This window comes from Streptomyces sp. NPDC051173 (assembly GCF_040689515.1).
Lineage (GTDB): Bacteria > Actinomycetota > Actinomycetes > Streptomycetales > Streptomycetaceae > Streptomyces.
In genome coordinates this window covers 82943-107713 of record NZ_JBFBBD010000001.1, presented here as the reverse complement: position 1 = coordinate 107713, position 24771 = coordinate 82943, and the positions used below count along the sequence as shown (strand labels likewise).

Genomic DNA, 24771 nt, shown 5'->3' with positions numbered 1-24771 from the left:
GACTCGGCTGAGCCATCCGACCCGAGGGCCGTCCCGCGTTCGCGTGAGGCGGCCCTCGAGGTTATCCACAGGCTCCGACGGCGACTGGCGCCGTACGGCAGGATGGTCACATGAGGAGCGAGCGGGACGATCAGCTTGTACGGCCCACTGTCGAGGACGAGGTGGCCGCAGCCGGCAGCGAGCTCATCGGCGGTCCGGTGGGGCGCCGGGCGCTGATCGGCGTGAGCTGGTGGACGCCTGTCCGGGTGATCGCGCTCGTGGCGATCGGGATGTTCGCCCTGGGTATGGTGCAGAAGATGCCGTGCTACAACTACGGCTGGTTCTTCGGCGCCACCACCCAGTACACCCACGCCTGTTACTCCGACATCCCGCACCTGTACAGCGGGCGCGGCTTCGACACCGGGCTGATCCCGTACTTCGACCGCATTCCCCAGGCCGTCTCCGGCGGGATGGACTATCTGGAATACCCGGTCCTCACCGGCCTGTTCATGCAGGTCGCCGCCTGGCTCACGCCCGGCGGCGGCACTCTCCAGCATCGCGAGCAGCTCAACTGGTTCGTCAACGCGGGCATGCTGATGGCCTGCACCGCGGTCATCGCGGTCTGCTCGGCGCGCACCCACCGGCGCAGGCCCTGGGACGCCCTGCTCATCGCCCTCGCACCCGCCTTCGCCCTGACGGCCACCGTCAACTGGGACCTTTTCGCGGTCGCGCTCACCGCGGCCGCCATGCTGATGTGGTCACGCGGCCGGACGGCTCTGGCGGGCGTGCTGATCGGGCTCGCGGCCGCCGCCAAGCTGTATCCCCTGCTGCTCCTGGGCCCGCTGTTCGTCCTGTGCTGGCGGGCGGGCCGGCTGCGGGCCTTCCGTACGGCGGCGCTGTCCGCGGCCGCGGCCTGGCTGGTGGTGAACCTGCCGGTCATGATCACGCACGACGGGAGCGGGTTCCACATCCGCGAGGGCTGGGCGAAGTTCTACACCTTCAGCCAGGAGCGCCCGATCGACTTCGGCTCGATCTGGCTCCTGATCTCCCAGCGCACGGGCGACCCGCTGAGCAACGCCAACACCTACGTGACGCTGCTGATGATCCTGGGCTCGCTGGGCGTCGGTGCCCTGGCGCTCTTCGCCCCCAGGCGCCCGCGCTTCGCGCAGCTGGCCTTCCTGCTGGTGGCGCTCTTCATCCTCACCAACAAGGTCTATTCGCCGCAGTACGTGCTGTGGCTCGTCCCGCTCGCGGTGCTGGCGCGCCCCAAGTGGCGCGACTTCCTCGTCTGGCAGGCGTGCGAGGTGCTCTACTTCCTCGGCATCTGGATGTATCTCGCCTACACGGGCAGCGGCGACAAGCACCAGGGGCTGCCCACCGAGGGCTATCAACTGGCCATCGCCGTCCACCTGCTGGGGACGCTGTATCTCTGCGCGATCGTCGTGCGCGACATCCTGCTGCCGGAGCGGGACGTCGTCCGCAGGGACGGCTCGGACGACCCCTCGGGCGGGGTGCTGGACGGGGCGCCCGACATATTCGTCCTCGGCTCCGCGCGCCGGTCCCGGCCCACGGAGCACGCCCACGGCACGTATGTCCAATGGGGGACGGAGAGCCGCCCGCGGTAGGGCGGCTCCGGGCCCCGTACCCAGGGGGTGGGTCAGTGGTCGAGAAGACGGTCGAACTGGGTGGTGGTGTTCCGCAGGTGGGCCACCAACTCGTCGCCCACCTGCGGCGGGGCGACGTCGCCCGGCACGAAGAGGATCGAGACCTGCATGTGCGGGGGCTCCGCGAACCAGCGCTGCTTGCCCGCCCAGACGAACGGCGAGAGGTTGCGGTTCATGGTCGCGAGGCCCGCGCGGGCGACGCCCTTGGCGCGCGGCATCATGCCGTGCAGCGCCTTCGGCGCCTCCAGGCCGACGCCGTGCGAGGTGCCGCCCGCCACCACCACGAGGTAGCCGTCGCCCGCGGTCTTCTGCTGGCGGTAGCCGAAGCGGTCGCCCTTGGCCACCGGCGTGACGTCCAGGACCGCGCCGCAGTACTGCGTGGCGTCGTGGTCGCCGAGCCACAGGCGGGTGCCGATGCGGGCGCGGAAGCGGGTCTGCGGGAACTGCTGCTGGAGCCGCCCGAGTTCATCGGCCTTCAGGTGGCTGACGAACATGGTGTGCAGCGGCAGCCGGGCGTTGCGCAGCCGCTCCATCCAGGCGCTGACCTCCTGGACCGCGTCGGAGCCGTCCGTGCGGTCCAGCGGGAGGTGGATCGCGAAGCCCTCCAGGCGCACGTCCTCGATGGCGGCGTGCAGCTTGGGGAGGTCCTCCTCGCTGATGCCGTGCCGCTTCATGCTGCTCATGACCTCGATGACGACCCGGGCGCCGACCAGGCCGCGCACCCCCTCGACCGAGGAGACGGACCGTATGGCCCGGTCGGGCAGCGGGACCGGCTCCTCACCCAGCCGGAAGGGGGTGAGCACCAGCAGGTCGCCGCTGAAGAAGTCCTTGATCCGGGCCGCTTCGTAGGTCGTGCCCACGGCGAGGATGTCCGAGCCGAAGCGCGTCGCCTCGTCGGACAGCCGCTCGTGGCCGAAGCCGTAGCCGTTGCCCTTGCAGACCGGGACGATGCCCGGGAACTGCTGGAGGATGGACTGCTGGTGTGCCCGCCAACGCGCGGTGTCGACGTAGAGCGTGAGCGCCATGGCCGGTCCCGGAGCCTTTCCCTGTGCCTGCTGGATGACGTGTTCGTGTGCCTGACGGCGGTACTGCGGGGTGGAACGGAGGGGTCAGCGGCGCGACATATACATGTCGAGGGCCTTGTGGAGCAGCTTGTTGAGCGGGAAGTCCCACTCGCCGAGGTACTCCGCGGCCTGGCCGCCGGTGCCCACCTTGAACTGGATGAGGCCGAAGAGGTGGTCGCTCTCGTCGAGGGAGTCGCCGATGCCGCGCAGGTCGTAGACGCTCGCCCCGAGGGCGTAGGCGTCGCGCAGCATGCGCCACTGCATCGCGTTCGACGGACGGACCTCGCGCTTGTGGTTGGCGGAGGCGCCGTAGGAGTACCAGACGTGTCCGCCGACGATCAGCATCGTGGCGGCGGCGACGGCCTCGCCCTCGTGCACCGCGAAGTACAGCCGCATGCGGTTGGGGTCCTCGGTGTTGAGGGCCGACCACATGCGCTGGAAGTAACTGAGCGGGCGCGGGCGGAACTTGTCGCGCTCGGCCGTGATCTCGTAGAGGTGCTGCCAGGTGGGCAGGTCCTCGTAGCCGCCCTGGACGACCTCGACGCCGGCCTTCTCGGCCTTCTTGATGTTGCGCCGCCACAGCTGGTTGAAGCCCTTGTGGACGTCCTCGAGGGAGCGGTTCGACAGCGGCACCTGGAAGACGTAGCGCGGCTGGACGTCACCGAAGCCGGCGCCGCCGTCCTCGCCCTGCTGCCAGCCCATACGGCGCAGCTGGTCGGCGACCTCGAAGGCGCGGGGCTCGATGTGGGTGGCCTCGACGTCCCGGAGCCGCTTGACGTCGGGGTCGGCGATGCCGGACTTGATGGCGTTCGAGTCCCAGCGCCGGATGACGACCGGCGGGCCCATCTTCACGGAGAAGGCGCCCTGCTGCTTGAGGTGGGCGAGCATCGGGCGCAGCCAGTCCTCGAGGTTCGGGGAGAACCAGTTGATGACCGGGCCCTCGGGGAGGTAGGCCAGATAGCGCTTGATCTTGGGGAGCTGGCGGTAGAGCACCAGGCCCGCGCCGACGAGCTGGCCGTTCTTGTCGAACCAGCCCAGATTCTCCGAGCGCCACTCGGCCTTCACATCGGCCCACGCCGGCACCTGCATGTGACTCGCCGCGGGCAGGCTCTGGATGTAAGCCAGATGCTGCTCTCGGCTGATTGTCCTCAGGGTCAGGCTCATGCGGGGCGCTCCTCGGCAGGTGTGTCCCCAGGGTCGGGGCTCCGGCTCTCGCGCCGAAGCCTACTGCGACCAAGGAGCGCCTCGTCTGGGCGTCCCCGCCGCTACCCGATCACACCCCCGAAGAGTCCGCCGTGCGCCATGCCCAGGAAGAAGCCCACGGCGGCGGCCCCGAGCCCGATGATCAGCAGGAAGCGCTCGCCGGTCGTCGCCGATATGAACTGGCCGTACGCCCCCGTGAGGATGCCCACGAGGCCGCTCCAGGAGCTGAGCAGGTGGAGGTTGGTGAATGCCGAGCTGATGAAGGCCAGGGCGCCGAGCGCGATGGTCACCGCGGCGAAGGTGTTCTCGAGCGGATGGGGCTTGCCGTCGCTGTTGAGAGCCGAGTTGATCAGCGCCCGGGGGCCGCGGGGCTGGCGAGCTGCCTGTGTCATGGGGCTACCTCCTGAAGGCAGGCGGCGCACTGTAGCGCCGGTCACACCCGATGCGTCCAGATTGCGGTGCGGGACCGCTCGATTTCAACCGGAAGCCCGAGTGCGGGTACTGTGTACGGTCTGCACCGGTGTCTGCCCAGACCCAGCTTCGGTCCCAGGGGCGACCCAGGGACTCTCCGCTGAATGTCAGTGTCGGCCGATACCGTTGCTTACGCATCACGACCCTCCTGCCACGGAACGACCGTGGCCGCTGAGTCCAAAGGAGGTGGGTTCCACATGCGTCACTACGAGGTGATGGTCATCCTCGACCCCGATCTCGAGGAGCGCGCTGTCTCCCCGCTGATCGAGAACTTCCTCTCCGTCGTCCGTGAGGGCAACGGAAAGGTCGAGAAGGTCGACACCTGGGGCCGTCGTCGTCTCTCGTACGAGATCAAGAAGAAGCCCGAGGGCATCTACTCGGTCATCGACCTGCAGGCCACGCCTGCGGTCGTCAAGGAGCTCGACCGCCAGATGAACCTGAACGAGTCGGTCCTCCGGACCAAGGTCCTCCGTCCCGAGACCCACTGAACCCCAGCGGTTCAGAGGTAATCGGGCTGCATCGCAACGAGTAGCAAGCAGCCAGCAGCACACCCGCCGAGAGGTTCATCCATGGCAGGCGAGACCGTCATCACGGTCGTCGGCAATCTCGTCGACGACCCCGAGCTGCGCTTCACCCCGTCCGGTGCGGCGGTCGCGAAGTTCCGCGTCGCGTCCACTCCCCGCACCTTCGACCGCCAGACCAACGAGTGGAAGGACGGCGAGAGCCTCTTCCTCACGTGCTCGGTGTGGCGGCAGGCGGCGGAGAACGTCGCCGAGTCGCTCCAGCGAGGCATGCGCGTCATCGTGCAGGGCCGGCTGAAGCAGCGGTCCTACGAGGACCGCGAGGGCGTCAAGCGCACGGTCTACGAGCTCGACGTCGAAGAGGTCGGCGCCAGCCTGAAGAACGCCACGGCGAAGGTCACCAAGACCTCGGGTCGCGGTGGCCAGGGTGGTGGCTTTGGTGGCGGCGGTGGCGGCCAGCAGGGCGGCGGCTGGGGCAACGGCCCCGGCGGCGGCCAGCAGCAGGGCGGCGGCGGGGCTCCCGCCGACGACCCGTGGGCGACCAGCGCTCCGTCCGGCGGCCAGCAGGGCGGCGGCGGAGGCGGCTGGGGCGGCGGCTCCGGCAACTCCGGCGGCGGCTACTCGGACGAGCCGCCCTTCTAGGCCCTTCGTGGGCCCGGGTCCTCGCGGACCCGAGGGCGAAGCACCACAACTTCTTGATCACACAGGAGAGAGACAATGGCGAAGCCGCCTCCGCGCAAGCCTAAGAAGAAGGTCTGCGCGTTCTGCAAGGACAAGACCGCTTACGTGGACTACAAGGACACGAACATGCTGCGGAAGTTCATTTCCGACCGCGGAAAGATCCGTGCCCGTCGCGTGACCGGCAACTGCACCCAGCACCAGCGCGACGTCGCCACGGCCGTGAAGAACAGCCGTGAGATGGCGCTGCTGCCCTACACGTCGTCCGCGCGATAAGGGAAGGGTGACCGAAAAATGAAGATCATCCTCACCCACGAGGTCTCCGGCCTCGGCACCGCCGGCGACGTCGTGGACGTCAAGGACGGCTATGCCCGCAACTACCTGGTCCCGCGCGGTTTCGCGATCCGTTGGACCAAGGGTGGCGAGCAGGACGTGGCGCAGATCCGTCGCGGTCGCAAGATCCGCGAGATCGCCACGATCGAGCAGGCCAACGAGGTCAAGGGTCAGCTCGAGGGCACCAAGGTGCGCCTGGCGACCCGTGCCGGCGACGCCGGCCGCCTGTTCGGCTCCGTGACCCCCGCCGACATCGCCGCGGCGATCGAGGCTTCCGGTGGTCCGAAGGTCGACAAGCGCCGTGTCGAGGTGGGCTCGCCCATCAAGACGCTGGGCTCGCACCAGATCTCCGTGCGTCTGCACGCCGACGTCGTTGCCAAGCTCGGCATCGAGGTCATCGCTGCCTGATCGCCTCGCGATCGGCAGTGTGAGAAGGGCCGCACCCCTCGGGGTGCGGCCCTTCCGCCGTTCCGGGGCCGGCCCGGGGACCGCCGTCAGGCCCGTACGGCCCCGGTGACGATCCAGCGGCCGGAGCGGGCGCGGAGCCACAGGCTCAGCATGCGCACGGCCATCATCAGCGTCATCGCCCACCACAGGGCCGTGAGGCCGCCGCCGAGGGTGGGCACGAGCAGCGCGACGGGTGCGAAGACCGCGAGGACGGCCAGCATCGCCCAGGCGAGGTACGGCCCGTCCCCGGCGCCCATCAGCACGCCGTCCAGGATGAAGACGACGCCCGAGACGGGCTGGCTGAGGGCGACGATCAGGAGCGTGGGCAGCAGGGCGTCCCGTACGGCGGCGTCGGAGGTGAACAGGGGGATGAAGAGCGGCCGCGCGGCCACCACGAGCACCCCCAGCACCACCCCTGACACGATCCCCCACTGCACCATGCGGCGGCAGGCCGCGCGGGCCCCGGCGGCGTCCCCGGCGCCGAGGTAGCGCCCGATGATCGCCTGACCGGCGATGGCGATGGCGTCCAGGGCGAAGGCGAGCAGGCTCCACAGGGTCAGCACGATCTGGTGGGCGGCTATGTCCGTGTCACCGAGCCGGGCCGCGACCGCCGTGGCGATCATGAGGACGGCGCGCAGCGAGAGCGTACGCACCAGGAGGGGCACCCCGGCCTGGGCGCATGCCCGGATGCCCGCGGCGTCGGGGCGGAGCGAGGCGCCGTGCCGCCGCGCGCCCCGGACGACGACGGCGAGATAGGCGGCGGCCATGCCGCACTGGGCGATGACCGTGCCCCAGGCGGAGCCCGCGATGCCGAGCCCGGCGCCGTAGACGAGGCCCAGATTGAGGGCGGCGTTGGCGGCGAAGCCGCCGATGGCGACGTACAGCGGCGTGCGGGTGTCCTGGAGGCCGCGGAGCACGCCCGTGGCGGCGAGCACGATGAGCATGGCGGGTATCCCGAGCGCGCTGATCCGCAGATACGTGGTCGCGTACGGGGCGGCGGTCGGTGAGGCGCCGAAAAGCTCGACGACCGGCCGCGCGGCGGGGAGGGTGACGGCTATGACGGCGACGCCGATGAGGAGGGCGAGCCAGATGCCGTCCATGCCCTGGCGGATCGCGGCCTGGAGGTCACCGGCGCCGACGCGGCGGGCGACGGCGGCGGTGGTGGCGTAGGCGAGGAAGACGAAGACGCTGACGGCGGTGGTGAGCAGGGCCGCCGCGACCCCGAGCCCGGCGAGCTGGGGGGTGCCGAGGTGGCCGACGATGGCGCTGTCGGCCATGAGGAAGAGGGGTTCCGCGACGAGTGCGCCGAAGGCGGGGACGGCCAGCGAGAGGATCTCGCGGTCGTGTCTGCGGGCGCTGTGCGGTCCTCGCGCGGTGGCCTTGGTCATACGCTCAACCTAATCTTCCACAGGTAATTACTGCAAGCGTCGAGAGACCCTTACATTCGGCCCGTCGTGGCGATCTTCTCTGTGCCGTTTGTCGCGATCTTGCGCCGAGCGGGAAAGTTTTTCTCCTCAACAGCCGGTGGATGGGGAAACCGCAGGTCAGATGGGTGAGGAGCGAGTGATTGTGTGTTTGTCCACAGCGCTTTCCCCCGTGCCGTACACAGGTTCCGCGGGGTTCTCCACAGGATGGGGCCCTTCATCCACATGCCCTGTGGATAACCAGATTGGCTGACGGTGCCCGCGGGCCTACCGTGGACCGGCGCCCGCCGCCTGTTCCGGCCTCGAAGACCTTACGAGATCGACACGAACTCGACGCACGCCGACCGGAGTCGGGCGGGGCTATTTGTCAGAGCCGTGCCGTAAGAAAGAACAGCACGGCGAGGTCCGCACCGCGGACGGGAGGAGGTGGCGGGGTGAGCATCCCCGAACCGCCCATGGACGACCCCTGGGCCGAGGCCGGCCCTGGCGACCGGCTCCCCGTCTCCCGCCCCCGCCGAGGCGACGGCCAGGCCCGCGGTGAGCGGCACGACCGCGGTGGCGACGACGGCGGCTCCTGGGACCGCGGCTCCTCCTCGCAGGGGGCGCAGGGCTTCGAGCGCGTCCCCCCGCAGGACCTCGACGCGGAGCAGTCCGTCCTCGGCGGCATGCTGCTCTCCAAGGACGCCATCGCCGACGTGGTCGAGGTGCTCAAGGGCATCGACTTCTACCGCCCGGCGCACGAGACGATCTTCCAGGCCGTTCTCGACCTCTACGCCAAGGGCGAGCCCGCCGACCCCATCACCGTGGCCGCGGAGCTCACCAAGCGCGGCGAGATCACCCGCGTCGGCGGCGCCGCGTATCTCCACACGCTGGTGCAGTCCGTCCCCACCGCGGCCAACGCGGAGTACTACGCCGAGATCGTCCACGAGCGCGCGGTACTGCGCCGGCTGGTCGAGGCGGGCACGCGCATCACGCAGATGGGATACGCGGCCGACGGCGACGTCGACGACATCGTCAACAACGCCCAGGCCGAGATCTACGCCGTCACCGAGCAGCGCACCAGCGAGGACTATCTCCCGCTCGGCGACATCATGGAGGGCGCGCTCGACGAGATCGAGGCCATCGGCTCGCGCAGCGGCCAGATGTCCGGGGTGCCCACCGGCTTCACCGACCTCGACGCGCTGACCAACGGCCTGCACCCCGGCCAGATGATCGTCATCGCCGCCCGTCCGGCCATGGGTAAGTCGACCCTCGCGCTGGACTTCGCCCGTGCCTGCTCGATCAAGCACAACATGCCGAGCGTGATCTTCTCGCTCGAAATGGGCCGCAACGAGATCGCGATGCGCCTGCTGTCCGCCGAGGCGCGGGTGGCGCTGCACCACATGCGCTCCGGCTCGATGACGGACGAGGACTGGACGCGCCTCGCCCGCCGGATGCCCGACGTCTCGGCCGCGCCGCTCTACATCGACGACTCGCCGAACCTGTCGATGATGGAGATCCGCGCCAAGTGCCGCCGCCTCAAGCAGCGCGCGGACATCAAGCTCGTGATCATCGACTATCTCCAGCTGATGCAGTCCGGCGGCGCCAAGCGCGCCGAGAGCCGCCAGCAGGAGGTCTCGGACATGTCCCGAAACCTCAAGCTGCTGGCCAAGGAGCTCGAACTGCCGGTCATCGCGCTGTCCCAGCTGAACCGTGGCCCCGAGCAGCGCACGGACAAGAAGCCGATGGTCTCCGACCTCCGTGAGTCCGGCTCCATCGAGCAGGACGCCGACATGGTCATCCTGCTCCACCGTGAGGACGCCTACGAGAAGGAGTCGCCCCGCGCGGGCGAGGCGGACATCATCGTCGGCAAGCACCGAAACGGCCCGACGGCCACGATCACGGTGGCCTTCCAGGGCCACTACTCCCGCTTTGTCGACATGGCTCAGACGTAGGCGTCACCGCCGCTCGTCGGATGTGGAAAACCCCGAACCCGCCCTCGCCGTCCCGGATCTGCACGCGGTGATGTGCCGTGCGGTGTGCACTGTTACCTGTACGCGGTGCTGAGCTGCACTGTTCGTGGGGAGTCGAACCCCAGCGTTGCTCTTCACGCGCCAGGAGTGGGCCGGAAAACCGCCGGTCCTCGGTGTGTGCACGCCTCCGGAGCGGTTACCTGCTCCACAACCTCCGAGCCTGCCGGACCTGTTCAGTCCAGCAGGTCGATCTCCCAGTTCGCGCGCTGGATCCGCACGTCGATCTCACGGATCTCCCGCGCGAGCACGTCCGTCCGGGCGCGCAGCTCGGCGACCGGGAGCGCGGAGAGCACCATCAGCTCGGAGCGCAGCTGGCGGCCGTAGCCCCGGTCGCCCGTGCCCGCCGCCGCGTCGGCCGCAGCGGTGAGCACCGAGTGGCGCAGCCGCAGCACGTCCCGGCGCGCGAGGGCGTCGGTGAGGGTACCGTCCTGGCCCATCCGTGCCGAGGAGTTGGTCCGGTTGATCCGGCGGATCAGCGTTTCGAGGGTGTCCAGCACCTCGTCGGTCTCGGCCAGCAGCTGGGCCGCGTCCTCCGCGGGCGTCTCGCCTTCCTGGTAGCGCGCGCTGCTGACGACGCGCGCTCGCAGCTGTTCCACGCGACGCGTCGCTTCCGCACGTTCCGCCAGTGCCTCAGCAAGCTTCACTGTCTCCACCTCCCGTCCGTCGTGATGTCGTTCGTCGTGAATGTCATTCGTCACGAATGTCGTTCGTTGCGAATCTCGCACAAGTATCGAATGCTAACGGGTTTACCCGCACCTGGATTTATTCGGATGAACCGTCGCACCAGGTGAGGTGGACTCATTCCGGTGCGATCCACGGGAGTTCGGAGGCGAGGTCCTGGCGGAGGCGCCGCAGGGGACGGGCGCCGACCAAGGAGCGCACCGGGGTTCCGGCGCGGAAGAGCAGGAGGGTCGGCATGGAGAGGACGCCGTACGCCGCCTGTGTCCGCGGGTTGTTGTCCACATCGAGTTGAACGATCTTGAGGCGGCCGGCCTCCTGCCGGGCCAGCTCGGCCAGCACGGGCGTGATCATGCGGCAGGGCGCGCACCAGGCAGCCGTGAAGTCGACGAGTACGGGCAGCTCCGAGGCGAGGACCTCGGTGGCGAAAGTGTCGTCGGTGACGGACGGGACCGACGTGGCGGCTGTGTGACCTGCGGTGGTCGTCATGGCGTGCTGAGTTCCTCTTCGGGGCCGGACGGGGTGAGGGCGCAGAGCGGGGGCGGGCCGCCGGGGACCTCCGCGGCGGCCTTGAGCGCGGCGGTCTCCCGTTCGGCGCGGGCGAGTTGGGCGCCGACCTCCGCGCGTACGCGCTGGAGGTGGCCGATGCAGTCGTCGAGCTCCGCCAGCTTGCGGCGGTAGACCTCCAGCGAGGCCGGGCAGGAGTCGCCCGCCGGATGGCCCGCGCGCAGGCAGTCCACGAACGGCCGGGTCTCCTCCAGCCCGAACCCGAAGTCCTGGAGGACGCGGATCTGCTGGAGGAGGCGCAGGTCGTCCTCGTCGTACGTGCGGTAGCCGTTGCCGGCGCGGCGGGCCGGCAGGAGGCCCAGCGACTCGTAGTGCCGAAGGGTGCGGGTGGTGGTGCCCGCCCGCTGGGCCAGTTCCCCGATACGCATGGACACGACCGTAGACGTTGACGTGGACGTCAAGGCCAGGGCCGGGGCGCGGTGCGGTTGGTTAGGGTGCGGACATGACCGCATCGTACGAAGTATCCATGGATGGCCCCCCGTTCACCGAGTTGCTCCCTGGTACCCAGCGGGCCCTTCTGCATCGCATCGCCACCGCGCAGTCGGAAGGCCGCACGCCCTCATTGGTGGGCGCGGTGATGCGAGAGGGGCGGATGGTGTGGTCAGCCGGCCGGGGCGAGGTCGCCGGGCGGACGCCCGGAGCCGATACGCAGTACCGCATCGGATCGATCACCAAGTGCCTGGTCGCGGTCCTGGTCCTGCGGCTCTGCGAGGAGGGGCTCCTGGATCTGGACGCCCCGCTCGCCGCCTATCTCGACACCCCGGAGGCCGGCGAGGCCACCGTCGCCCAGCTGCTCGCCCACACCTCGGGTCTTGCCGCCGAGGCGCGCGGCCCGTGGTGGGAGCGCACGGACGGCGCCCTGCGCCCCGAGCTCGCGGACATCTTCGGCGAGCGCCCCCAGCGGCACCCGGCCGGCCGGACGTACCACTACTCCAACCCCGGTTACGCGCTGCTCGGCGCGCTCGTGGAGCGGCTGCGCGGGGAGCCCTGGGGGGAGGTGCTGCGCCGGGAGGTGCTGATGCCGCTCGGCATGGACCGTACGACGCTCCTGCCGGAGGCGCCGCACGCGGAGGGCTGGGCCGTGCACCCGTGGGCGGACGCGCTGCTTCCGGAACCGGCTGTGGACACCGGGCGGATGGCGCCCGCGGGGCAGGTCTGGTCCACGGCGGCGGACTTGTGCAGATTCGCCGCGTTCCTGCTGGACGGTGACGAGCGCGTGCTCGGCCGGGAGGCGGTCGCGAGGATGCGGGTGCCGGAGTCGGGCCCGCAGGATCCGGGCTGGAAATTCGGCTATGGCCTCGGCGTGCAGCTCACCCGCCGGAACGGCCGCACGCTGATCGGTCACACGGGATCGCTGCCGGGCTTCGTGGCGATCCTGTGGGCGAGCCCGGACGAGGCACTGGCCGGGGTCGTCCTGGCGAACCGGACCTCCTGCCCGGGGGCAGACGCGACGGCCGCCGAGCTGGTGGAGACGGTCGCGCGCGACGAGCCGCGGATCCCCGGGACCTGGCGACCGCTCGGCGAGGTGGACAGCACGCTCCTGGAGCTGACCGGGCCCTGGTACTGGGGCGCCGCGCCCTTCGCCCTGCGCCTGCGCGCGGACCGGGGCCTGGAGCTGACCCCGCTCTCCGGCACGGGCCGCGCCTCGCGCTTCCGCGCGGAGGACGACGGCACCTGGACCGGCCTCGACGCGTACTACGCGGGGGAGACGCTGACGGTCGTGCGGACCGCGGAGGGCGCGGTGAGCCACCTCGACGTCGGCACCTTCGTGCTCACCCGCGAACCGTACGAGCAGGGTGACGCGGTGCCCGGCGGGGTCGGGAAGGCCGGCTGGCGGTAGGGTCCGCCGGGCACCGGCGCGTGCGAAGGTCCGGCGGACCGCACTGGGCAGGAGCGGCCCGCGCGGCGCGGACGTAGGGTCGGGGAGAGATTGGCGGGCGCCCGTACGCGGCGCGATACCACCCTGGAAGGCCACCGTGACTGCGAACACCGCACCGGTCCTGCTCGACCTCGCGCCGCTCGACGCGGCGCACTTCGCGCGCATCGAGGACAAGGTCGCCGCACTGATGCGCACGCGCGAGAGCGTCGTCGCGATGCAGGGCGAGGCGCTGCTGCCCCTGGAGGCGTGCATCCGCTCCGCCGTGCGCCCCGGCAGCACCGCGCTGAACATCATCACGGGCCCGTACGGGGAGACGTTCGGCGGCTGGCTGCGCTCCTGCGGCGCCGAGGTGGTCACGGTGGCGGCGCCGTTCAGCGGCGCGGCCGACGCGCGGCAGGTGGCCGAGGCGCTGCGCGCGCACCCGGAGATCGACTTCGTGAGCCTGGTGCACGCCGAGGCGGCGACCGGCAACACCAACCCGGTCGCGGAGATCGGGGCCGTCGTCCGGGAGCACGGCGCCTTGCTGATGCTGGACGCCGTGGCGTCCGTGGCCGCCGAGCCGCTCCTCACGGACGAGTGGGGCGTCGACCTGTGCGTCATCGGCGGGCAGAAGGCGATGGCGGGTCCGGCGGGTGTGTCGGCCGTGTCGGTCAGCGCCCGCGCGTGGGAGCGGATCGCGGCCAACGAGCAGGCCCCGCGCGGCTCGTACCTCTCCCTCCTGGACTGGAAGGAGCGCTGGATCGACGGGGGGCGTAAGGCGCTGCCGCACGCCCCCGCCCAGCTGGAGATGCTCGCCCTGGAGCAGGCGGTGGACCGGATCGAGGAGACCGGCCTGGACGCCGTGATCCTCCGCCACCGGGCCGCCGCCGCGGCCACCCGCGCGGGCGCGCGCGTGCTGGGCGCCCTCTCCCCGTACGTCACGCGGGACACGGACGCGGCGCCCGCGGCGACCACCCTGCGCGCCCCCGACGGCGTCGACGCCCGGGAGATCGTCGCGGCCGCCCTGGCCGCCGACCGCGCCGTGCCCGTGCAGGCGGCCGGCGGGGCGCTGGCCAAGGAGATGATCCGCGTGAACCACTACGGGCTCGCCGCGGACCGCGCCGTCGTCCTGGACTCCCTCTCGGCGCTCGGCGCCGCGCTGCGGGCGCTGGACGTCGAGGCCGGCGGTACGGACGAGGCCCGGGACGCCGCGGCAGTGGCCTGGGACGCGGTGACCGGGAGCTGACGCCCCCGCGGCTCTTCCTTCTCAAGGCAGCTCTCAAGGCAGCTCTCAAGGCAGCGTGAGCCGCTGTCGGTGCGTTATGCGCCGACAGCGGCTTTTTGTGTTATTTCGCCCCGTTATGTTCGCTGCCGTACCTCGCTCATCTGCCCGGATAGAATCGGAACGCCCAGCCCGTTTCGCCAGATCGCCCTCCGGAGGGTCCCCGCATGGTGCGCCGCAGGAACACGACGGCGTCGACGGCCGCTTCGGCGGCCCTCCGCGCGGACGCCCGGCGCAACAGGGCGCTCATCCTCGACGCGGCGCGATCGGCCTTCGAGGAACGGGGGTTGGGGGTGCCGCTGGGGGAGATCGCGCGCCGCGCGGGCGTCGGCACGGGAACGGTCCATCGCCATTTTCCTTCCAAGGAAGCGCTGTTCAGGGCGACGGTCGTGGACCGGATAAGGCTTTTCACGGACACCGCACGGGAGTTGGCGGACGCGGAGGAGCCGGGGACGGTGTTCTTCCGCTACCTGGCGGCGGTGGTGCGGCTCTCGGCGCGGAACAGAGCGCTCCTGGACGCGCTGGACGCGAGCGCCGAGGGCCTCTTCGAGCCGACCCCGGGGGTGGAGAGGGGCTTCCAGGAGGCCCTGGGGGTGCTGCTGACGCGTGCTCAAAAGGCGGGCGCGGTAAGGAAGGACGTCGAGGTCGAGGACGTCGTCACGCTGCTCTTCGGCTGTCTGTCCATGGAGCGGCGACGGGGTGCGGCGGGAGCGCAGGGGCGGATGACGGCGCTGATGTGCGACAGCCTCCGACCGAGTCGTCACGTTACGAAACTGCCCACGATCCCGGTTGCGCGTGACGAAACGGCCTGCGCGGAGTGCGGCGGGCCGGTGGCGGTGGCGCGTACGGGCCGGCGGGCGCGGTACTGCGGTGGGGCGTGTCGGCAGAGGGCACACCGGTCGCGTCAGCGGTAGGGCACGCGCCCGGCCCGTCCGCGGCGGCACGAAAGCGCTTGAGGGCAGCCGAAGGGCCTGAGGCAGCCAAAGCGCCTGAGTACGACCCAAGCACCTGAGGGCAGCCAAAGCGTCTGAGAGCGCCCGGCCCGCCCGCGACGGACGCGAAAAGCGCCTGAGGGCAGTCAAAGAGCCTGAGGGCAGCCGGCGCCGGTGCCCGGCCCGGCTGCCCTCGGGAAGATGCCGCTAAGCCACCGGTGCCAGCGACTCCACCGCCGCCACCAGCGGCGCCAGTTCCGCCCGCTTCGACGCCTCGTCCAGCGCTTCCCGCAGCGCCGTGTCGTTCGTGGGCCGGGCCTCCGCGAGGAGTGCCAGTCCCGCCTCCGTCACGTCCGTGTAGATGCCCCGGCGGTCGGTGAGGCAGAGGTAGCGCGTCAGCAGGCCGCGGTCCTCCAGGCGGTTGACCAGGCGGGTCGTCGCGCTCTGGCTGAGGACGACGGAGTCGGCGACCTGGTTCATGCGCAGGTGGCCGCCCTCGCCGCTGTGCTGGCGGCTGAGCACGTCGAGGACGCTGAACTCGCGCACGCTCAGGTCGTGCCCGGCCTGGAGGGCGCGCTCGATGTGGGCCTCGATCCGGCCGTGGAGCGCGGAGAGCGCGCACCAGCCCTGTGCCAGTCCGAGCAGAGCGGGATCCGGGGTGCGGGACATGGGGCGGGTCCTCCTTCGCGTGCGGAGTCTTCGTGGCGGGCGTGCGTACGGGGCGTACGCGCCGGGGCGTCCGTGGCCACGCGCGGGGCGCGCGGTCCGTGGGTGTTGCCTACCGGCCCGTACGGACAGGATAGCCCTCCGCCGCAATAGCCCGCGCTTGCAAATAACCCGCGTTTGCAATTATTGTCGACGCTCGTAAGGTTCGCCTGCAATCACGCGCTGCCTTCTCCCGGCCCCTCCCCTTTGCTGAAGGACCCCTGTCATGCCCCTTGCACTGCTGGCGCTCGCCATCGGCGCCTTCGGTATCGGCACCACCGAATTCGTGACCTCCGGGCTCCTCCCCGAGATCGCGGAGGAGTTCGGCGTCTCCATCCCCACCGCCGGCTACCTGACCACCGGCTACGCGCTCGGCGTGGTCGTGGGCGCCCCGATCCTCGCGATCATCGGCAGCCGAGTGCCGCGCAAGCGGATGCTGATGTCCCTGATGGGGCTGTTCGTCGCGGGCAACGTGCTCTCCGCCGTCGCCCCCGTCTTCGCCCTGATGCTGGCCGGGCGGATCGTCGCCTCGCTCGCGCACGGCGCGTTCTTCGGCATCGGCGCGATCGTCGCCGCCGGGCTCGTCGCCCCGCAGAAGAAGGCGGGCGCGATCGCGATGATGTTCACGGGCCTGACCGTGGCCAATGTGGTCGGTGTGCCGCTGGGGACCGTGGTCGGCCAGAACGCGGGCTGGCGCCTCACCTTCTTCCTCATCGCCGGGCTCGGTGTGCTCGCGGTCCTCGGCATCGCCGCGCTCGTGCCCCGGCTGCCCGAGGAGCCGCGTGCCGGACGGACGCCTGTCAGCGGCGAACTCGCCGCCTTCCGCAACCCGCAGGTCCTCCTCGCGATGGGGATGACGGTGCTCGGCTTCGGCGGCGTCTTCACGATGAACACCTACCTCGCGCCGATGATGACCGACGTCACGGGCTTCGCGCCGTCCTCCGTGACCTGGCTGCTCGTGCTCTTCGGCGTCGGCATGGTCATCGGCAACCTCGTCGGCGGGCGGTACGCGGACCGGGCGCTCATGCCCCTGCTGTACGTCTCGCTGAGCGCGCTCGCGATCGTCCTCGCGCTGATGCCGTTCGCCGCCCACAGCAAGATCGTGGCCGCCGTCGCCGTCCCCCTGATCGGGGCCTTCGGCTTCGCGTCCGTACCCCCGCTGCAGAAGCGCGTCCTCGACCAGACCTCCGACGCGCCGACCCTCGCCTCCGCCGTGAACATCGGCGCCTTCAACCTGGGCAACGCCATCGCCGCCTGGCTCGGCGGGCTCGTCATCGCGGCCGGCTTCGACTACGCGGCCCCCACCTGGGTCGGCGCCGCGATGGCCGCCTCCGCGGTCGCCCTGGCCGTGCTGTCCGCCGCCCTGGAGCGGCGTGCGGGCGGGAGCGGCGGCCGGATCGCGGCACGGTCCGCCGCTGCCGCCTCGCCGACCCCTCAGACCCCCCAGGCCACCGGAACACCGTACGCATCCCGCTAGGAGCACCACCTCATGACCGACACCACCTCCACCACCGTCCGCCCGCTCACCACGGACGAAGCGGACGCCCTCGTCACCGCCGCCCGCCGGGCCGCCGACGAGCAGGGCGTACGGATCGCCGTCACCGTCCTGGACGCGGGCGGCCACCTGCTGGCCTTCCGCCGGGACGACCGGGCCGTGCTGATCGCGGGGGAGACGAGCACGCGCAAGGCGTTCACCGCGGCGCAGCTGGACGCGCCGACCGCCGACCTGGTCGAGGCGGTGCAGCCGGGCGGGCTCTTCCACACGCTGCCGACCGCCCTGGACCGGCCGCTGCTCTTCATCGCGGGCGGGGTTCCCCTGCGGCGTGACGGCCGGCTGATCGGCGCGATCGGTGTGGGCGGCGGCGCGCCGGACCAGGACCACGGCATCGCGGCCGCCGCGATCGCGGCGGTGCCGGTCGGCTGACCGCCCGCCGGGGCCCCGCGTCGGGGCCCCGGCACCCCTCCGACCGGCCCACGTGAGATAGACCTCGGTAAAGGTTGCGCGATCACGCAACCTTTTCCCTCGTCGCGACCCTCCTTGAGTGAAGGAGAAGTGCGCTTCCCCGTCGCAAAGGCGGGGACGTCAGAGCCGAGGGAGACAGGATGAGCGCTGGTGGAAGGGCCACGGCCCGCACGGCGCGCAGCCGGAACGCGGAGTTGCTGCTGCTCGGCGGGGCAGTGCTGCTGACGCTTTTCGGCTATGCCTCGGTGGGGCTGGCCACGGCCGGTGAGCTGCCGGGCGAGCTGTTCGGCTACGCCCTCGGTCTGGTGGCCGCCGCCGCGCTGGCGCATTTCGCGGTACGCCGCTTCGCCCCGCACGCCGATCCGCTGATCCTGCCGCTCGCCTTCGCGCTGAGCGGCCTGGGCCTGGTGCTGATCCACCGGCTCGACATCTCGTACGCGATTCGCTACCACTCCCCGCCGGCCGCCTCGAACCAGGTGATGTGGAGCGCCATCGGGCTGGCCGTCCTGCTGGCCGTCCTGGTCTTCCTCAAGGATCACCGCCACCTTCAGCGGTACGCGTACGTCACCGTCTTCGCGGCCCTCGTGCTGCTGATGGCACCGGCCTTCTTCCCCGGTGACTCCTACGGCGCCAAGCGGTGGATCCGGCTCGGGGCGCTGTCGTTCCAGCCCGGTGAGTTCGTCAGGATCGCCATCGCGGTGTTCTTCGCGGGCTATCTCACCATGCACAAGGACGCGCTGGCGCTGGCCAGCAGGCGGGTGCTGGGCTTCTATCTGCCGCGCGGGCGGCAGTTCGGGCCGATCGCCGCGGTGTGGGTGCTGAGCCTGCTCGTGCTGATCTTCGAGCGGGACCTCGGCACGTCGCTGATCTTCTTCGGGCTGTTCGTCATCATGCTCTACGCCGCGACCGAGCGGCCCAGCTGGGTGGTGTCCGGCCTGGGCATGTTCGCCGTCGGGGCGTTCGTCGTGGGCTCCATGGAGCCGCATGTGCACGGCCGGATCGTCGCCTGGCTGCACCCCATGGACTACTACCTTCCGCACCCGCCGGCCGGTCTGACCTCGCCGCAGGCGGCGGAGGCGCTGTTCAGCTTCGGCAGCGGCGGCGTCCTCGGCACCGGCCTCGGACGCGGCCATTCCGATCTCATCGGCTTCGCGGGGCGCAGCGACTTCATCCTCACCACGGTCGGCGAGGAACTGGGGCTCGCGGGCATGATGGCCGTGTTCCTGCTGTACGCGCTGCTGATCGAGCGCGGTCTGCGGACGGCGCTGGACGCCCGGGACTCCTTCGGCAAGCTCCTGGCGACCGGCCTCGCCGGCGCGCTGGCCCTCCAGGTCTTCGTGGTCGCGGGAGGCGTCACCGGGCTGCTGCCGCTGACCGGCAAGGCCCTGCCGTTCCTGGCCGCGGGAGGCTCCTCCCAGGTGGCGAACTGGGTGCTGATCGCGGTGCTCCTGAAGATCAGCGACTCGGCGCGCAAGCCCCCGCCCGAGCCCTCGGGCGACCTCGACGAGCAGGCGACCCAGATGATCAGGCGCTGAGTCCGCGGGCGGTGCGCCTACCCTCGGACACTGTGACCAGACTGCACGTTTTCGATATGGACGGGACCCTGATACGCGGGTCCGCGGCGGCCGTCGAGATATCCCGGCAACTCGGCCTGGAACGCGAGATCGCCGAACTGGAGCGGGCGTTCGTCGCCCGGGAGCTGACCCCGCCCCGCTTCGCCGCCCTGGCGTGCGAGCTGTGGAGCGGGCTCACCGAGGAACACGTCGCCGCCGCCTTCGAGGACGCGCCCTGGATGGAGGGCATCCGGGAGGTGTGGGCGGACATCCGCGCCCGCGGCGAGCGGTGCGCGGTGATCTCGCTGTCCCCGGACTTCTTCGTGGACCGCCTGCTGACCTGGGGCGCGGACGCCACCCACGGCTCCGGCTGGCCGGCCGTCCCCTTCCGCGACCCCGTCGACCCGACGGCGATCCTCGACGCGGCCGCCAAGGTGCGGATCACGGACGAACTCTGCGCGCGGTACGGGCTGAGCCGGGCGGACTGCGTGGCGTACGGGGACTCGATGTCGGACACGGAGCTCTTCGCGGCCGTGCGGGTGTCGGTGGCGGTCAACGCCGATCACCACGTGCGGGACGCGGCGGCGCACGCGTACGCGGGCACGGACCTCAGGGCGGCCTACGAGCTGGTGCGCTGACCTGCCCGCCGGCGCTCACCCGCCTGCCGGCCGGACGGACGGACGGAACCTCCCGGGGCCGGAAGCGGGCCAGCCTAGCCTCAACGACCGTGTGATTACCCGGAGTTCTCACTATTTCCCCGGGGCCCCACAGGAAATGACATGCTGCGCGGACGGCACCTTCCGGCCCGGCCGGAAGGGGGAGGACCGACCGAGACATGTTCGAGGCGAGACGATGAGGGACGCTCCGACCACCACGACGGGTGACGGCGGCAGCGACGCCGGCCGGGGTGACCGGGGCTGGTTCACCCGGCCCACCACTCCGGGGCAGCGGGCGGGCGGCAGCCCTCCGGACGAGCGGGACGCAGGCCCGGCCGACGATCCGCCGGGCGGCACGCCGGAGCGCCGCGCCGTACGCGCCGCGAAGTGGGTGCCCGTGCGGGCGGTGGCCCCCGACCGCCCCGCGGACCGGCCCCCGGCGGACCCCGTACGCCGCCACTACGCGAACCCGCCGGACGGCCACTCCGTGCGGCAGGAGCAGCGGCAGGAACAGCGACAGGAGCCGCGGCGGGAACACCCGGCCGCGCCGCCCGAACACCCGCCGGGCCTCCCGCACCGCCCGGACGAGCCCCCTCCGCTCCTTCCCCTTCAGCTCCGTCAACCGGCCCCCGAACCACCGTGGTTCGCGCCCGGCCCCCAGGCTGAGCACCAGCGCCCGGCCGACGGCCCGCCGGACCGTCCCACCCGTCCCGCGCCGCCTCCCGCGGCCGGGCGCTCGCCCTCTCCCGACGCCCTGGCGATCAGACGGACGCTGGCCGGGATCGAGCCCGTCGCCGACAAGGTGACCTCGTACTTCTACGCGTTGCTCTTCGTACGCCACCCCGATCTGCGCGCCCTCTTCCCCGCCGCGATGGATCTCCAGCGCGACCGGCTGTTCAAGGCGCTGCTGACCGCCGCACGCCATGCCGACGACGTCCCCACGCTCACCGCCTACCTCTCCGGACTCGGGCGCGGCCACCGCAAGTACGGGGCGCTGCCCACGCATTACCCCGCCGTCGGCGAGTGCCTGATCGCCGCGCTCGCCCGTTACGCGGGGGACTCCTGGGACGAGGCGACCGAGGCCGCCTGGGTGCGGGTCTACACCGCGATCTCACAGATCATGATCGACGCGGCCGCCGAGGACGAGGCGCGCTCCCCCGCCTGGTGGCAGGCCGAGATCATCGGTCATGAACTGCGCACGCCGGACGTCGCCGTCGTGACCGTACGGCCCGATCAGCCCTATCCCTTCGTCGCCGGGCAGTACACCAGCCTGGAGACCCCCTGGTGGCCGCGCGTGTGGCGGCACTACTCCTTCTCCGCCGCGCCCCGCCAGGACGGGCTGCTCTCCTTCCACGTCAAGGCCGTTCCCGCCGGGTGGGTGTCCGGTGCGCTCGTCCATCGCGCCCGCCCGGGCGACGTCCTGCGACTCGGTCCTCCCACCGGTTCCATGATTGTGGACCACACCACTGACAACGGCCTGCTGTGCCTGGGCGGTGGCACCGGCATCGCGCCCATCAAGGCGCTGGTCGAGGACGTCGCGGAGCACGGCAGGCGCCGCCCCGTCGAGGTCTTCTACGGGGCCCGCCACGACGACGACCTCTACGACATCGACACCATGCTGCGGTTGCAGCGCTCGCACCCCTGGCTGTCCGTCCGCCCCGTCGTCGCCGAGGGCCCGACCCGCGCTCTCGTCGGGCAACTGCCGCACATCGTCCGGCAGTACGGCCCGTGGAACGCCTACGACGCGTATCTCTCCGGGCCCCCGGGGATGATCCGCAGCGGTGTGGACACCCTCAGACGCATCGGCGTTCCCTCGGACCGGATCAGACACGACTCGCTCGACGAGCCGGGCGCGGTGCCGGGCTGACGCGTCAGCCGAGGTCTTCCGCGAGGAGTGCCCGTACGCCCTCGATGTTCGCGTCGAGGTAGGCGCGCAGGGACGGTGGCACCAGCTCGACGGAGGCGATCCCCGCGCGGCTGAAGGGGATGCGCACCACCTCGTACGTCCCGGACGGCTCGTCCACCTCGGGGCCGTGGCGCAGCGAGTAGTCCATGGAGGCGAGGCGGCAGACGAAGAAGTGCTGCACCTTGACGCCGTGGGCGGCATGGTTCGCGGAGTGCGGGACGGTGTCGACGAAGGCCGGGACGATGTCGACGACCTTGGCGCCGAGCTCCTCGTCGACCTCACGGTGGAGGGCGGCGACGACGCTGGAGTCCTCGGGCTCCATGCCGCCGCCGGGAGTGATCCAGTACGGGGCCTCGCCGGGCTTGGTCCGCTTGATGAGGATCATTTCGAGATCGGAGTCGCCGGTGGACCCTGGTGCGGTGCTGTCGAGCAGGATGGCACGGGCGGTGCGCTTGACCACTGGACGTTCGGTCATAGGGGACATCTGCCGCGTGACCGCCCCGGTGAAACCCTTCCGTGCGGGACTTTCTCACCAGGAGACGGCAGCGCGCAGGAGCCACTCGTGTGCGCGGGCGAGGTGCGGGTGGGCCAGGCTGCCGGTGCGGACGACCAGGAAATAGGTGCGCAGCGGCGGGACCGGCGGGTCGAGCAGGGCCACGATCTCACCGGTGTCGAGCGCGTCGGAGCACAGATAGCGGGGCAGCACGCCGAGCCCGGCCCCCGCGGCCACGCAGGTGAGGACGGCGCGCAGGTCGGGGGCGATGACGCTGCCGTCGGTGACGGGCTTGGTGTCGAAGACGGCCGTCCAGTAGCGGGTGACGAGCGGCAGGCTCTCGTGGACCTCGACGACGGGCAGGTGCTCCAGGGCCGGGGCGCCCTTGTCGCGGAGTACGGCCGCGCCGCCGAGGCGGGCGGCCCAGCGCGGCGCGGCGACCAGCACGTGTTCCTCGTCGCAGAGCGGGGTGGCGGTCAGCAGGCGCCCACGGGGGCGCGAAGTGGTGATCGCGAGCTCGTGATGGCCCGCCGCGAGCCCCTCGAAGAGCTCCTCCGCCGTCCCGTGCGCGGCGCGGACGGCCAGGCCCTCGGTGATGAGCGGGGTGAGCGCGGGCAGGGCGCGCAGGGCGAGGAATTCGGGCGGGCCGGCGAGATGCAGCGTGGCGGTGGCGGACGGGTCGTCCAGCCCGCCGGCCTCGGCGATCTCCAGGAGCGCGTCGACGTGCGGCGCGACCTTGTGGGCGAGTTCGTCGCCGATGCCGGTGGGGGTGACGCCGCGCGCCTGCCGGAGGAAGAGGGGGCGCCCCAACTGCTTCTCCAGTGCGCGTATCTGGCTGGTGACGGCCGGCTGGGAGAGCCCGAGGAGCGCGGCGGCCCGGGTGAAGGACCCGGCCCGGTGCACGGTGACGAAAGTGCGTAACAGGGTCAGATCCATGCTGTCTCCCCTGGGCCGGACACCCCCTGGTACGGGAACTATAAATAAGTCGATAGGGCTGTGTCTCCCGCGTGATTGGACACTGACGCAGAGTCAACTAGCCTTGGTCGCGCGGCGCGTCGTGTGTTGTCCGGCCGGCCGTGGCGGCTCAAGCCAAGAGGGGGAGGCTTGAGCCGTCTTCTTGGGCGGGGCCAACGTGCTTCCGGAAGCGCTCGGTTCAGGAGACCGGATCGCCGTGGTGCGGAGCGGATCGGTCCAGCGCGGATCGGTCCGGTGCGGCCCGGTCGAGCGCGGTCAACACGTCGTTGACGAGGTCCTCGGTGTCCTCCACCCCTGTGGAGAAGCGGATGAAACCTTCCGGCACCGCGTCGCCGCCCCAGCGGCCGCGGCGTTCGGCCGTGGACCGGACGCCGCCGAAGCTCGTGGCTTCGTCGACAAGTCGCAGAGCGCTGAGGAAACGTTCCGCGTGCTCGCGGTCCGGGAGGGTGAAGGAGACGACGCAGCCGAAGCGTCCGCCATGCATCTGGCGCGCGGCGAGCTCGTGCGCGGGGTCCGTGGGCAGGCCGGGGTGGCGCAGGCCTGTCACCTCGGGGCGGTCGCGCAGGGCCTCGGCCAGGGCGAGCGCGCTCGCGGCCTGCCGGTCGACCCGCAACTGGAGGGTGGCCAGCGAACGGTGGGCCAGCCATGCCTCCATGGGGCCGGGGATCGCCCCGGTGACCTTGCGCCAGGCCCGTACGCCCGCCGCGAGCCCGGGGTCGAGCGTGGCGACGTAGCCCAGCAGGACGTCGCCGTGGCCGGTGAGCGCCTTGGTGCCACTGGCGACGGAGAAGTCGGCGCCCAGCTCCAGGGGACGCTGGGCGAGCGGGGTGGCGAGGGTGTTGTCGACGGCGACGAGCGCGCCCTCGCGGTGCGCGGCCTCGGCGAGACGGCGGATGTCGCACACGTCGAGACCCGGGTTGGACGGCGTCTCGATCCACAGCAGCCGCGCGCCCTCCAGCGCGGTCAGTTGGGCGTCGCCGCCGGTCGGCGCGGTCCGTACGGCGATGCCGAAGCTCTCCAGCCGCTCCCGCAGCGCGGGCAGCAGCTGATAGCCGTCGCCGGGGAGCACGGCGGTGTCGCCGGGGCGCAGCCGGGACAGCAGCACGGCCGAGATCGCGGCCATGCCGGACGGGAAGACCACGGCCTCGGCCCCGCCGTCGGGGGCCTCCAGCACACCGAGGGCGTCTTCCAGCGCGGTCCAGGTGGGATTGGCCTCGCGGCCGTAGGTGTACGGGCCGCCCACCTCGCCCGGCAGGTGGAAGTGGGCGGCGAAGGCGGGCCCGGGGAGCGCCGGTTCGTTCGGCCGCGGTTCCGGAAGACCCGCCCGTACGACCCGGGTGCCGTCGCCCGTCATGTGTGCTCCCTCAGGTGGTGTCTCGCGCGTGCCGCGCCCGTTCCGTCGGAGGT

The 24771-nt window shown here is 71.5% G+C and carries 25 protein-coding genes; 14 read left to right on the top strand and 11 right to left on the bottom strand.

Annotated elements, in window-relative coordinates:
- Nucleotides 1–110: 110 nt before the first annotated feature.
- Entirely contained in the window at nucleotides 111–1604 is a 1494-nt protein-coding gene (locus AB0435_RS00505; protein WP_366002163.1) for a glycosyltransferase 87 family protein, read from the top strand.
- Between the two features lie 32 nt (nucleotides 1605–1636).
- Here AB0435_RS00505 and AB0435_RS00500 read toward each other — a convergent pair whose 3' ends face one another.
- The 3 genes from AB0435_RS00500 to AB0435_RS00490 all read right to left on the bottom strand — a co-directional run bounded on the left by AB0435_RS00500 (nucleotide 1637) and on the right by AB0435_RS00490 (nucleotide 4302).
- Entirely contained in the window at nucleotides 1637–2668 is a 1032-nt protein-coding gene (locus AB0435_RS00500; RefSeq protein ID WP_366425839.1) for an alanine racemase, read from the bottom strand.
- An 84-nt stretch (nucleotides 2669–2752) separates the two neighbouring features.
- Entirely contained in the window at nucleotides 2753–3871 is a 1119-nt protein-coding gene (locus AB0435_RS00495) for a peptidoglycan bridge formation glycyltransferase FemA/FemB family protein (protein ID WP_301894099.1), read from the bottom strand.
- Between the two features lie 101 nt (nucleotides 3872–3972).
- On the bottom strand, nucleotides 3973–4302 hold the full coding sequence (locus AB0435_RS00490) for a hypothetical protein (protein ID WP_366425838.1): 330 nt from the start codon (nucleotides 4300–4302) through the stop codon (nucleotides 3973–3975).
- 276 nt (nucleotides 4303–4578) lie between these two features.
- Here AB0435_RS00490 and rpsF point away from each other — a divergent pair, with 276 nt between their 5' ends.
- The 4 genes from rpsF (at nucleotide 4579) to rplI (ending at nucleotide 6321) form a co-directional block, all read left to right on the top strand.
- Complete coding sequence (gene rpsF / locus AB0435_RS00485) at nucleotides 4579–4869, top strand: 30S ribosomal protein S6 (protein ID WP_058045341.1); 291 nt, start codon at nucleotides 4579–4581, stop codon at nucleotides 4867–4869.
- A gap of 81 nt (nucleotides 4870–4950) precedes the next feature.
- Nucleotides 4951–5544, top strand: coding sequence for a single-stranded DNA-binding protein (locus AB0435_RS00480; protein ID WP_366002166.1), 594 nt, complete (start codon nucleotides 4951–4953; stop codon nucleotides 5542–5544).
- Between the two features lie 75 nt (nucleotides 5545–5619).
- A complete protein-coding gene (rpsR, locus tag AB0435_RS00475; protein ID WP_004950692.1) occupies nucleotides 5620–5856 on the top strand; it encodes a 30S ribosomal protein S18 in 237 nt (78 codons plus the stop codon).
- A gap of 18 nt (nucleotides 5857–5874) precedes the next feature.
- Nucleotides 5875–6321, top strand: coding sequence for a 50S ribosomal protein L9 (gene rplI, locus AB0435_RS00470; RefSeq protein ID WP_366002167.1), 447 nt, complete (start codon nucleotides 5875–5877; stop codon nucleotides 6319–6321).
- 86 nt (nucleotides 6322–6407) lie between these two features.
- Here the strand turns inward: rplI and AB0435_RS00465 are convergent, their stop codons facing one another.
- Nucleotides 6408–7748, bottom strand: coding sequence for an MATE family efflux transporter (locus AB0435_RS00465; protein ID WP_366002168.1), 1341 nt, complete (start codon nucleotides 7746–7748; stop codon nucleotides 6408–6410).
- Between the two features lie 491 nt (nucleotides 7749–8239).
- Between AB0435_RS00465 and dnaB the strand changes: the two genes are divergently transcribed.
- Nucleotides 8240–9718, top strand: coding sequence for a replicative DNA helicase (gene dnaB / locus AB0435_RS00460; protein WP_366002192.1), 1479 nt, complete (start codon nucleotides 8240–8242; stop codon nucleotides 9716–9718).
- Nucleotides 9719–9969: 251 nt separating this feature from the next.
- Here dnaB and AB0435_RS00455 read toward each other — a convergent pair whose 3' ends face one another.
- The 3 genes from AB0435_RS00455 to AB0435_RS00445 all read right to left on the bottom strand — a co-directional run bounded on the left by AB0435_RS00455 (nucleotide 9970) and on the right by AB0435_RS00445 (nucleotide 11409).
- Nucleotides 9970–10440 (bottom strand): DIP1984 family protein, encoded by a 471-nt coding sequence (locus tag AB0435_RS00455; protein ID WP_366002169.1) that lies wholly within the window; start codon nucleotides 10438–10440, stop codon nucleotides 9970–9972.
- A 154-nt stretch (nucleotides 10441–10594) separates the two neighbouring features.
- Nucleotides 10595–10963: a thioredoxin gene (gene trxA / locus AB0435_RS00450; protein WP_366002170.1), complete on the bottom strand. Its 369-nt coding sequence runs from the start codon at nucleotides 10961–10963 to the stop codon at nucleotides 10595–10597.
- Complete coding sequence (locus AB0435_RS00445; protein WP_366002171.1) at nucleotides 10960–11409, bottom strand: MerR family transcriptional regulator; 450 nt, start codon at nucleotides 11407–11409, stop codon at nucleotides 10960–10962. The genes trxA and AB0435_RS00445 overlap by 4 nt, the downstream gene beginning before the upstream one ends.
- Before the next feature lie 98 nt (nucleotides 11410–11507).
- Here AB0435_RS00445 and AB0435_RS00440 point away from each other — a divergent pair, with 98 nt between their 5' ends.
- The 3 genes from AB0435_RS00440 (at nucleotide 11508) to AB0435_RS00430 (ending at nucleotide 15095) form a co-directional block, all read left to right on the top strand.
- On the top strand, nucleotides 11508–12881 hold the full coding sequence (locus tag AB0435_RS00440; protein ID WP_366425837.1) for a serine hydrolase domain-containing protein: 1374 nt from the start codon (nucleotides 11508–11510) through the stop codon (nucleotides 12879–12881).
- Nucleotides 12882–13017: 136 nt separating this feature from the next.
- Nucleotides 13018–14145, top strand: a complete 1128-nt coding sequence (locus AB0435_RS00435) for an aminotransferase class V-fold PLP-dependent enzyme (RefSeq protein ID WP_366002173.1) — start codon at nucleotides 13018–13020, stop codon at nucleotides 14143–14145.
- A gap of 203 nt (nucleotides 14146–14348) precedes the next feature.
- Entirely contained in the window at nucleotides 14349–15095 is a 747-nt protein-coding gene (locus tag AB0435_RS00430; protein WP_366425836.1) for a helix-turn-helix domain-containing protein, read from the top strand.
- A gap of 225 nt (nucleotides 15096–15320) precedes the next feature.
- Here the strand turns inward: AB0435_RS00430 and AB0435_RS00425 are convergent, their stop codons facing one another.
- Complete coding sequence (locus tag AB0435_RS00425; protein WP_366004550.1) at nucleotides 15321–15782, bottom strand: MarR family transcriptional regulator; 462 nt, start codon at nucleotides 15780–15782, stop codon at nucleotides 15321–15323.
- A 262-nt stretch (nucleotides 15783–16044) separates the two neighbouring features.
- On the opposite strand from AB0435_RS00425, the gene AB0435_RS00420 reads away from it, so the two are divergent.
- The 5 genes from AB0435_RS00420 (at nucleotide 16045) to AB0435_RS00400 (ending at nucleotide 21857) form a co-directional block, all read left to right on the top strand.
- Nucleotides 16045–17295 (top strand): MFS transporter, encoded by a 1251-nt coding sequence (locus AB0435_RS00420; RefSeq protein ID WP_366425835.1) that lies wholly within the window; start codon nucleotides 16045–16047, stop codon nucleotides 17293–17295.
- A 12-nt stretch (nucleotides 17296–17307) separates the two neighbouring features.
- The gene (locus AB0435_RS00415) at nucleotides 17308–17742 is read left to right on the top strand and encodes a heme-binding protein (protein ID WP_366004553.1); all 435 of its coding nucleotides are present in this window, start codon (nucleotides 17308–17310) and stop codon (nucleotides 17740–17742) included.
- Between the two features lie 179 nt (nucleotides 17743–17921).
- Nucleotides 17922–19316 (top strand): FtsW/RodA/SpoVE family cell cycle protein, encoded by a 1395-nt coding sequence (locus tag AB0435_RS00410; RefSeq protein WP_366004554.1) that lies wholly within the window; start codon nucleotides 17922–17924, stop codon nucleotides 19314–19316.
- 32 nt (nucleotides 19317–19348) lie between these two features.
- Nucleotides 19349–19972 carry a haloacid dehalogenase-like hydrolase gene (locus AB0435_RS00405; RefSeq protein ID WP_366425834.1) on the top strand — a complete coding sequence of 208 codons (624 nt, stop codon included), beginning with the start codon at nucleotides 19349–19351 and terminating at the stop codon, nucleotides 19970–19972.
- Nucleotides 19973–20186: 214 nt separating this feature from the next.
- Nucleotides 20187–21857 carry a globin domain-containing protein gene (locus AB0435_RS00400; RefSeq protein ID WP_366004556.1) on the top strand — a complete coding sequence of 557 codons (1671 nt, stop codon included), beginning with the start codon at nucleotides 20187–20189 and terminating at the stop codon, nucleotides 21855–21857.
- 4 nt (nucleotides 21858–21861) lie between these two features.
- Here the strand turns inward: AB0435_RS00400 and AB0435_RS00395 are convergent, their stop codons facing one another.
- The 3 genes from AB0435_RS00395 to AB0435_RS00385 all read right to left on the bottom strand — a co-directional run bounded on the left by AB0435_RS00395 (nucleotide 21862) and on the right by AB0435_RS00385 (nucleotide 24718).
- Nucleotides 21862–22371 (bottom strand): NUDIX domain-containing protein, encoded by a 510-nt coding sequence (locus AB0435_RS00395; protein ID WP_366004557.1) that lies wholly within the window; start codon nucleotides 22369–22371, stop codon nucleotides 21862–21864.
- 54 nt (nucleotides 22372–22425) lie between these two features.
- Nucleotides 22426–23325 carry a LysR family transcriptional regulator gene (locus tag AB0435_RS00390; RefSeq protein ID WP_366004558.1) on the bottom strand — a complete coding sequence of 300 codons (900 nt, stop codon included), beginning with the start codon at nucleotides 23323–23325 and terminating at the stop codon, nucleotides 22426–22428.
- A 217-nt stretch (nucleotides 23326–23542) separates the two neighbouring features.
- Nucleotides 23543–24718, bottom strand: coding sequence for a cystathionine gamma-lyase (locus AB0435_RS00385; protein WP_366004559.1), 1176 nt, complete (start codon nucleotides 24716–24718; stop codon nucleotides 23543–23545).
- Nucleotides 24719–24771: the final 53 nt, after the last annotated feature.

Bases quoted from the DNA above. Each gene is read 5' to 3' on its own strand.
- AB0435_RS00410 (WP_366004554.1), top strand. From the start codon at position 17,922: ATGAGCGCTGGTGGAAGGGCCACGGCCCGCACGGCGCGCAGCCGGAAC.
- rpsR (WP_004950692.1), top strand. From the start codon at position 5,620: ATGGCGAAGCCGCCTCCGCGCAAGCCTAAGAAGAAGGTCTGCGCGTTC.
- trxA (WP_366002170.1), bottom strand. From the start codon at position 10,963: ATGACGACCACCGCAGGTCACACAGCCGCCACGTCGGTCCCGTCCGTC.
- AB0435_RS00430 (WP_366425836.1), top strand. From the start codon at position 14,349: ATGGTGCGCCGCAGGAACACGACGGCGTCGACGGCCGCTTCGGCGGCC.
- AB0435_RS00465 (WP_366002168.1), bottom strand. From the start codon at position 7,748: ATGACCAAGGCCACCGCGCGAGGACCGCACAGCGCCCGCAGACACGAC.
- AB0435_RS00445 (WP_366002171.1), bottom strand. From the start codon at position 11,409: ATGCGTATCGGGGAACTGGCCCAGCGGGCGGGCACCACCACCCGCACC.
- rplI (WP_366002167.1), top strand. From the start codon at position 5,875: ATGAAGATCATCCTCACCCACGAGGTCTCCGGCCTCGGCACCGCCGGC.
- AB0435_RS00490 (WP_366425838.1), bottom strand. From the start codon at position 4,302: ATGACACAGGCAGCTCGCCAGCCCCGCGGCCCCCGGGCGCTGATCAAC.
- AB0435_RS00505 (WP_366002163.1), top strand. From the start codon at position 111: ATGAGGAGCGAGCGGGACGATCAGCTTGTACGGCCCACTGTCGAGGAC.
- AB0435_RS00420 (WP_366425835.1), top strand. From the start codon at position 16,045: ATGCCCCTTGCACTGCTGGCGCTCGCCATCGGCGCCTTCGGTATCGGC.
- AB0435_RS00390 (WP_366004558.1), bottom strand. From the start codon at position 23,325: ATGGATCTGACCCTGTTACGCACTTTCGTCACCGTGCACCGGGCCGGG.
- AB0435_RS00400 (WP_366004556.1), top strand. From the start codon at position 20,187: ATGAGGGACGCTCCGACCACCACGACGGGTGACGGCGGCAGCGACGCC.
- AB0435_RS00495 (WP_301894099.1), bottom strand. From the start codon at position 3,871: ATGAGCCTGACCCTGAGGACAATCAGCCGAGAGCAGCATCTGGCTTAC.
- AB0435_RS00480 (WP_366002166.1), top strand. From the start codon at position 4,951: ATGGCAGGCGAGACCGTCATCACGGTCGTCGGCAATCTCGTCGACGAC.
- AB0435_RS00415 (WP_366004553.1), top strand. From the start codon at position 17,308: ATGACCGACACCACCTCCACCACCGTCCGCCCGCTCACCACGGACGAA.
- dnaB (WP_366002192.1), top strand. From the start codon at position 8,240: ATGGACGACCCCTGGGCCGAGGCCGGCCCTGGCGACCGGCTCCCCGTC.
- AB0435_RS00500 (WP_366425839.1), bottom strand. From the start codon at position 2,668: ATGGCGCTCACGCTCTACGTCGACACCGCGCGTTGGCGGGCACACCAG.
- rpsF (WP_058045341.1), top strand. From the start codon at position 4,579: ATGCGTCACTACGAGGTGATGGTCATCCTCGACCCCGATCTCGAGGAG.
- AB0435_RS00425 (WP_366004550.1), bottom strand. From the start codon at position 15,782: ATGTCCCGCACCCCGGATCCCGCTCTGCTCGGACTGGCACAGGGCTGG.
- AB0435_RS00440 (WP_366425837.1), top strand. From the start codon at position 11,508: ATGGATGGCCCCCCGTTCACCGAGTTGCTCCCTGGTACCCAGCGGGCC.
- AB0435_RS00385 (WP_366004559.1), bottom strand. From the start codon at position 24,718: ATGACGGGCGACGGCACCCGGGTCGTACGGGCGGGTCTTCCGGAACCG.
- AB0435_RS00395 (WP_366004557.1), bottom strand. From the start codon at position 22,371: ATGACCGAACGTCCAGTGGTCAAGCGCACCGCCCGTGCCATCCTGCTC.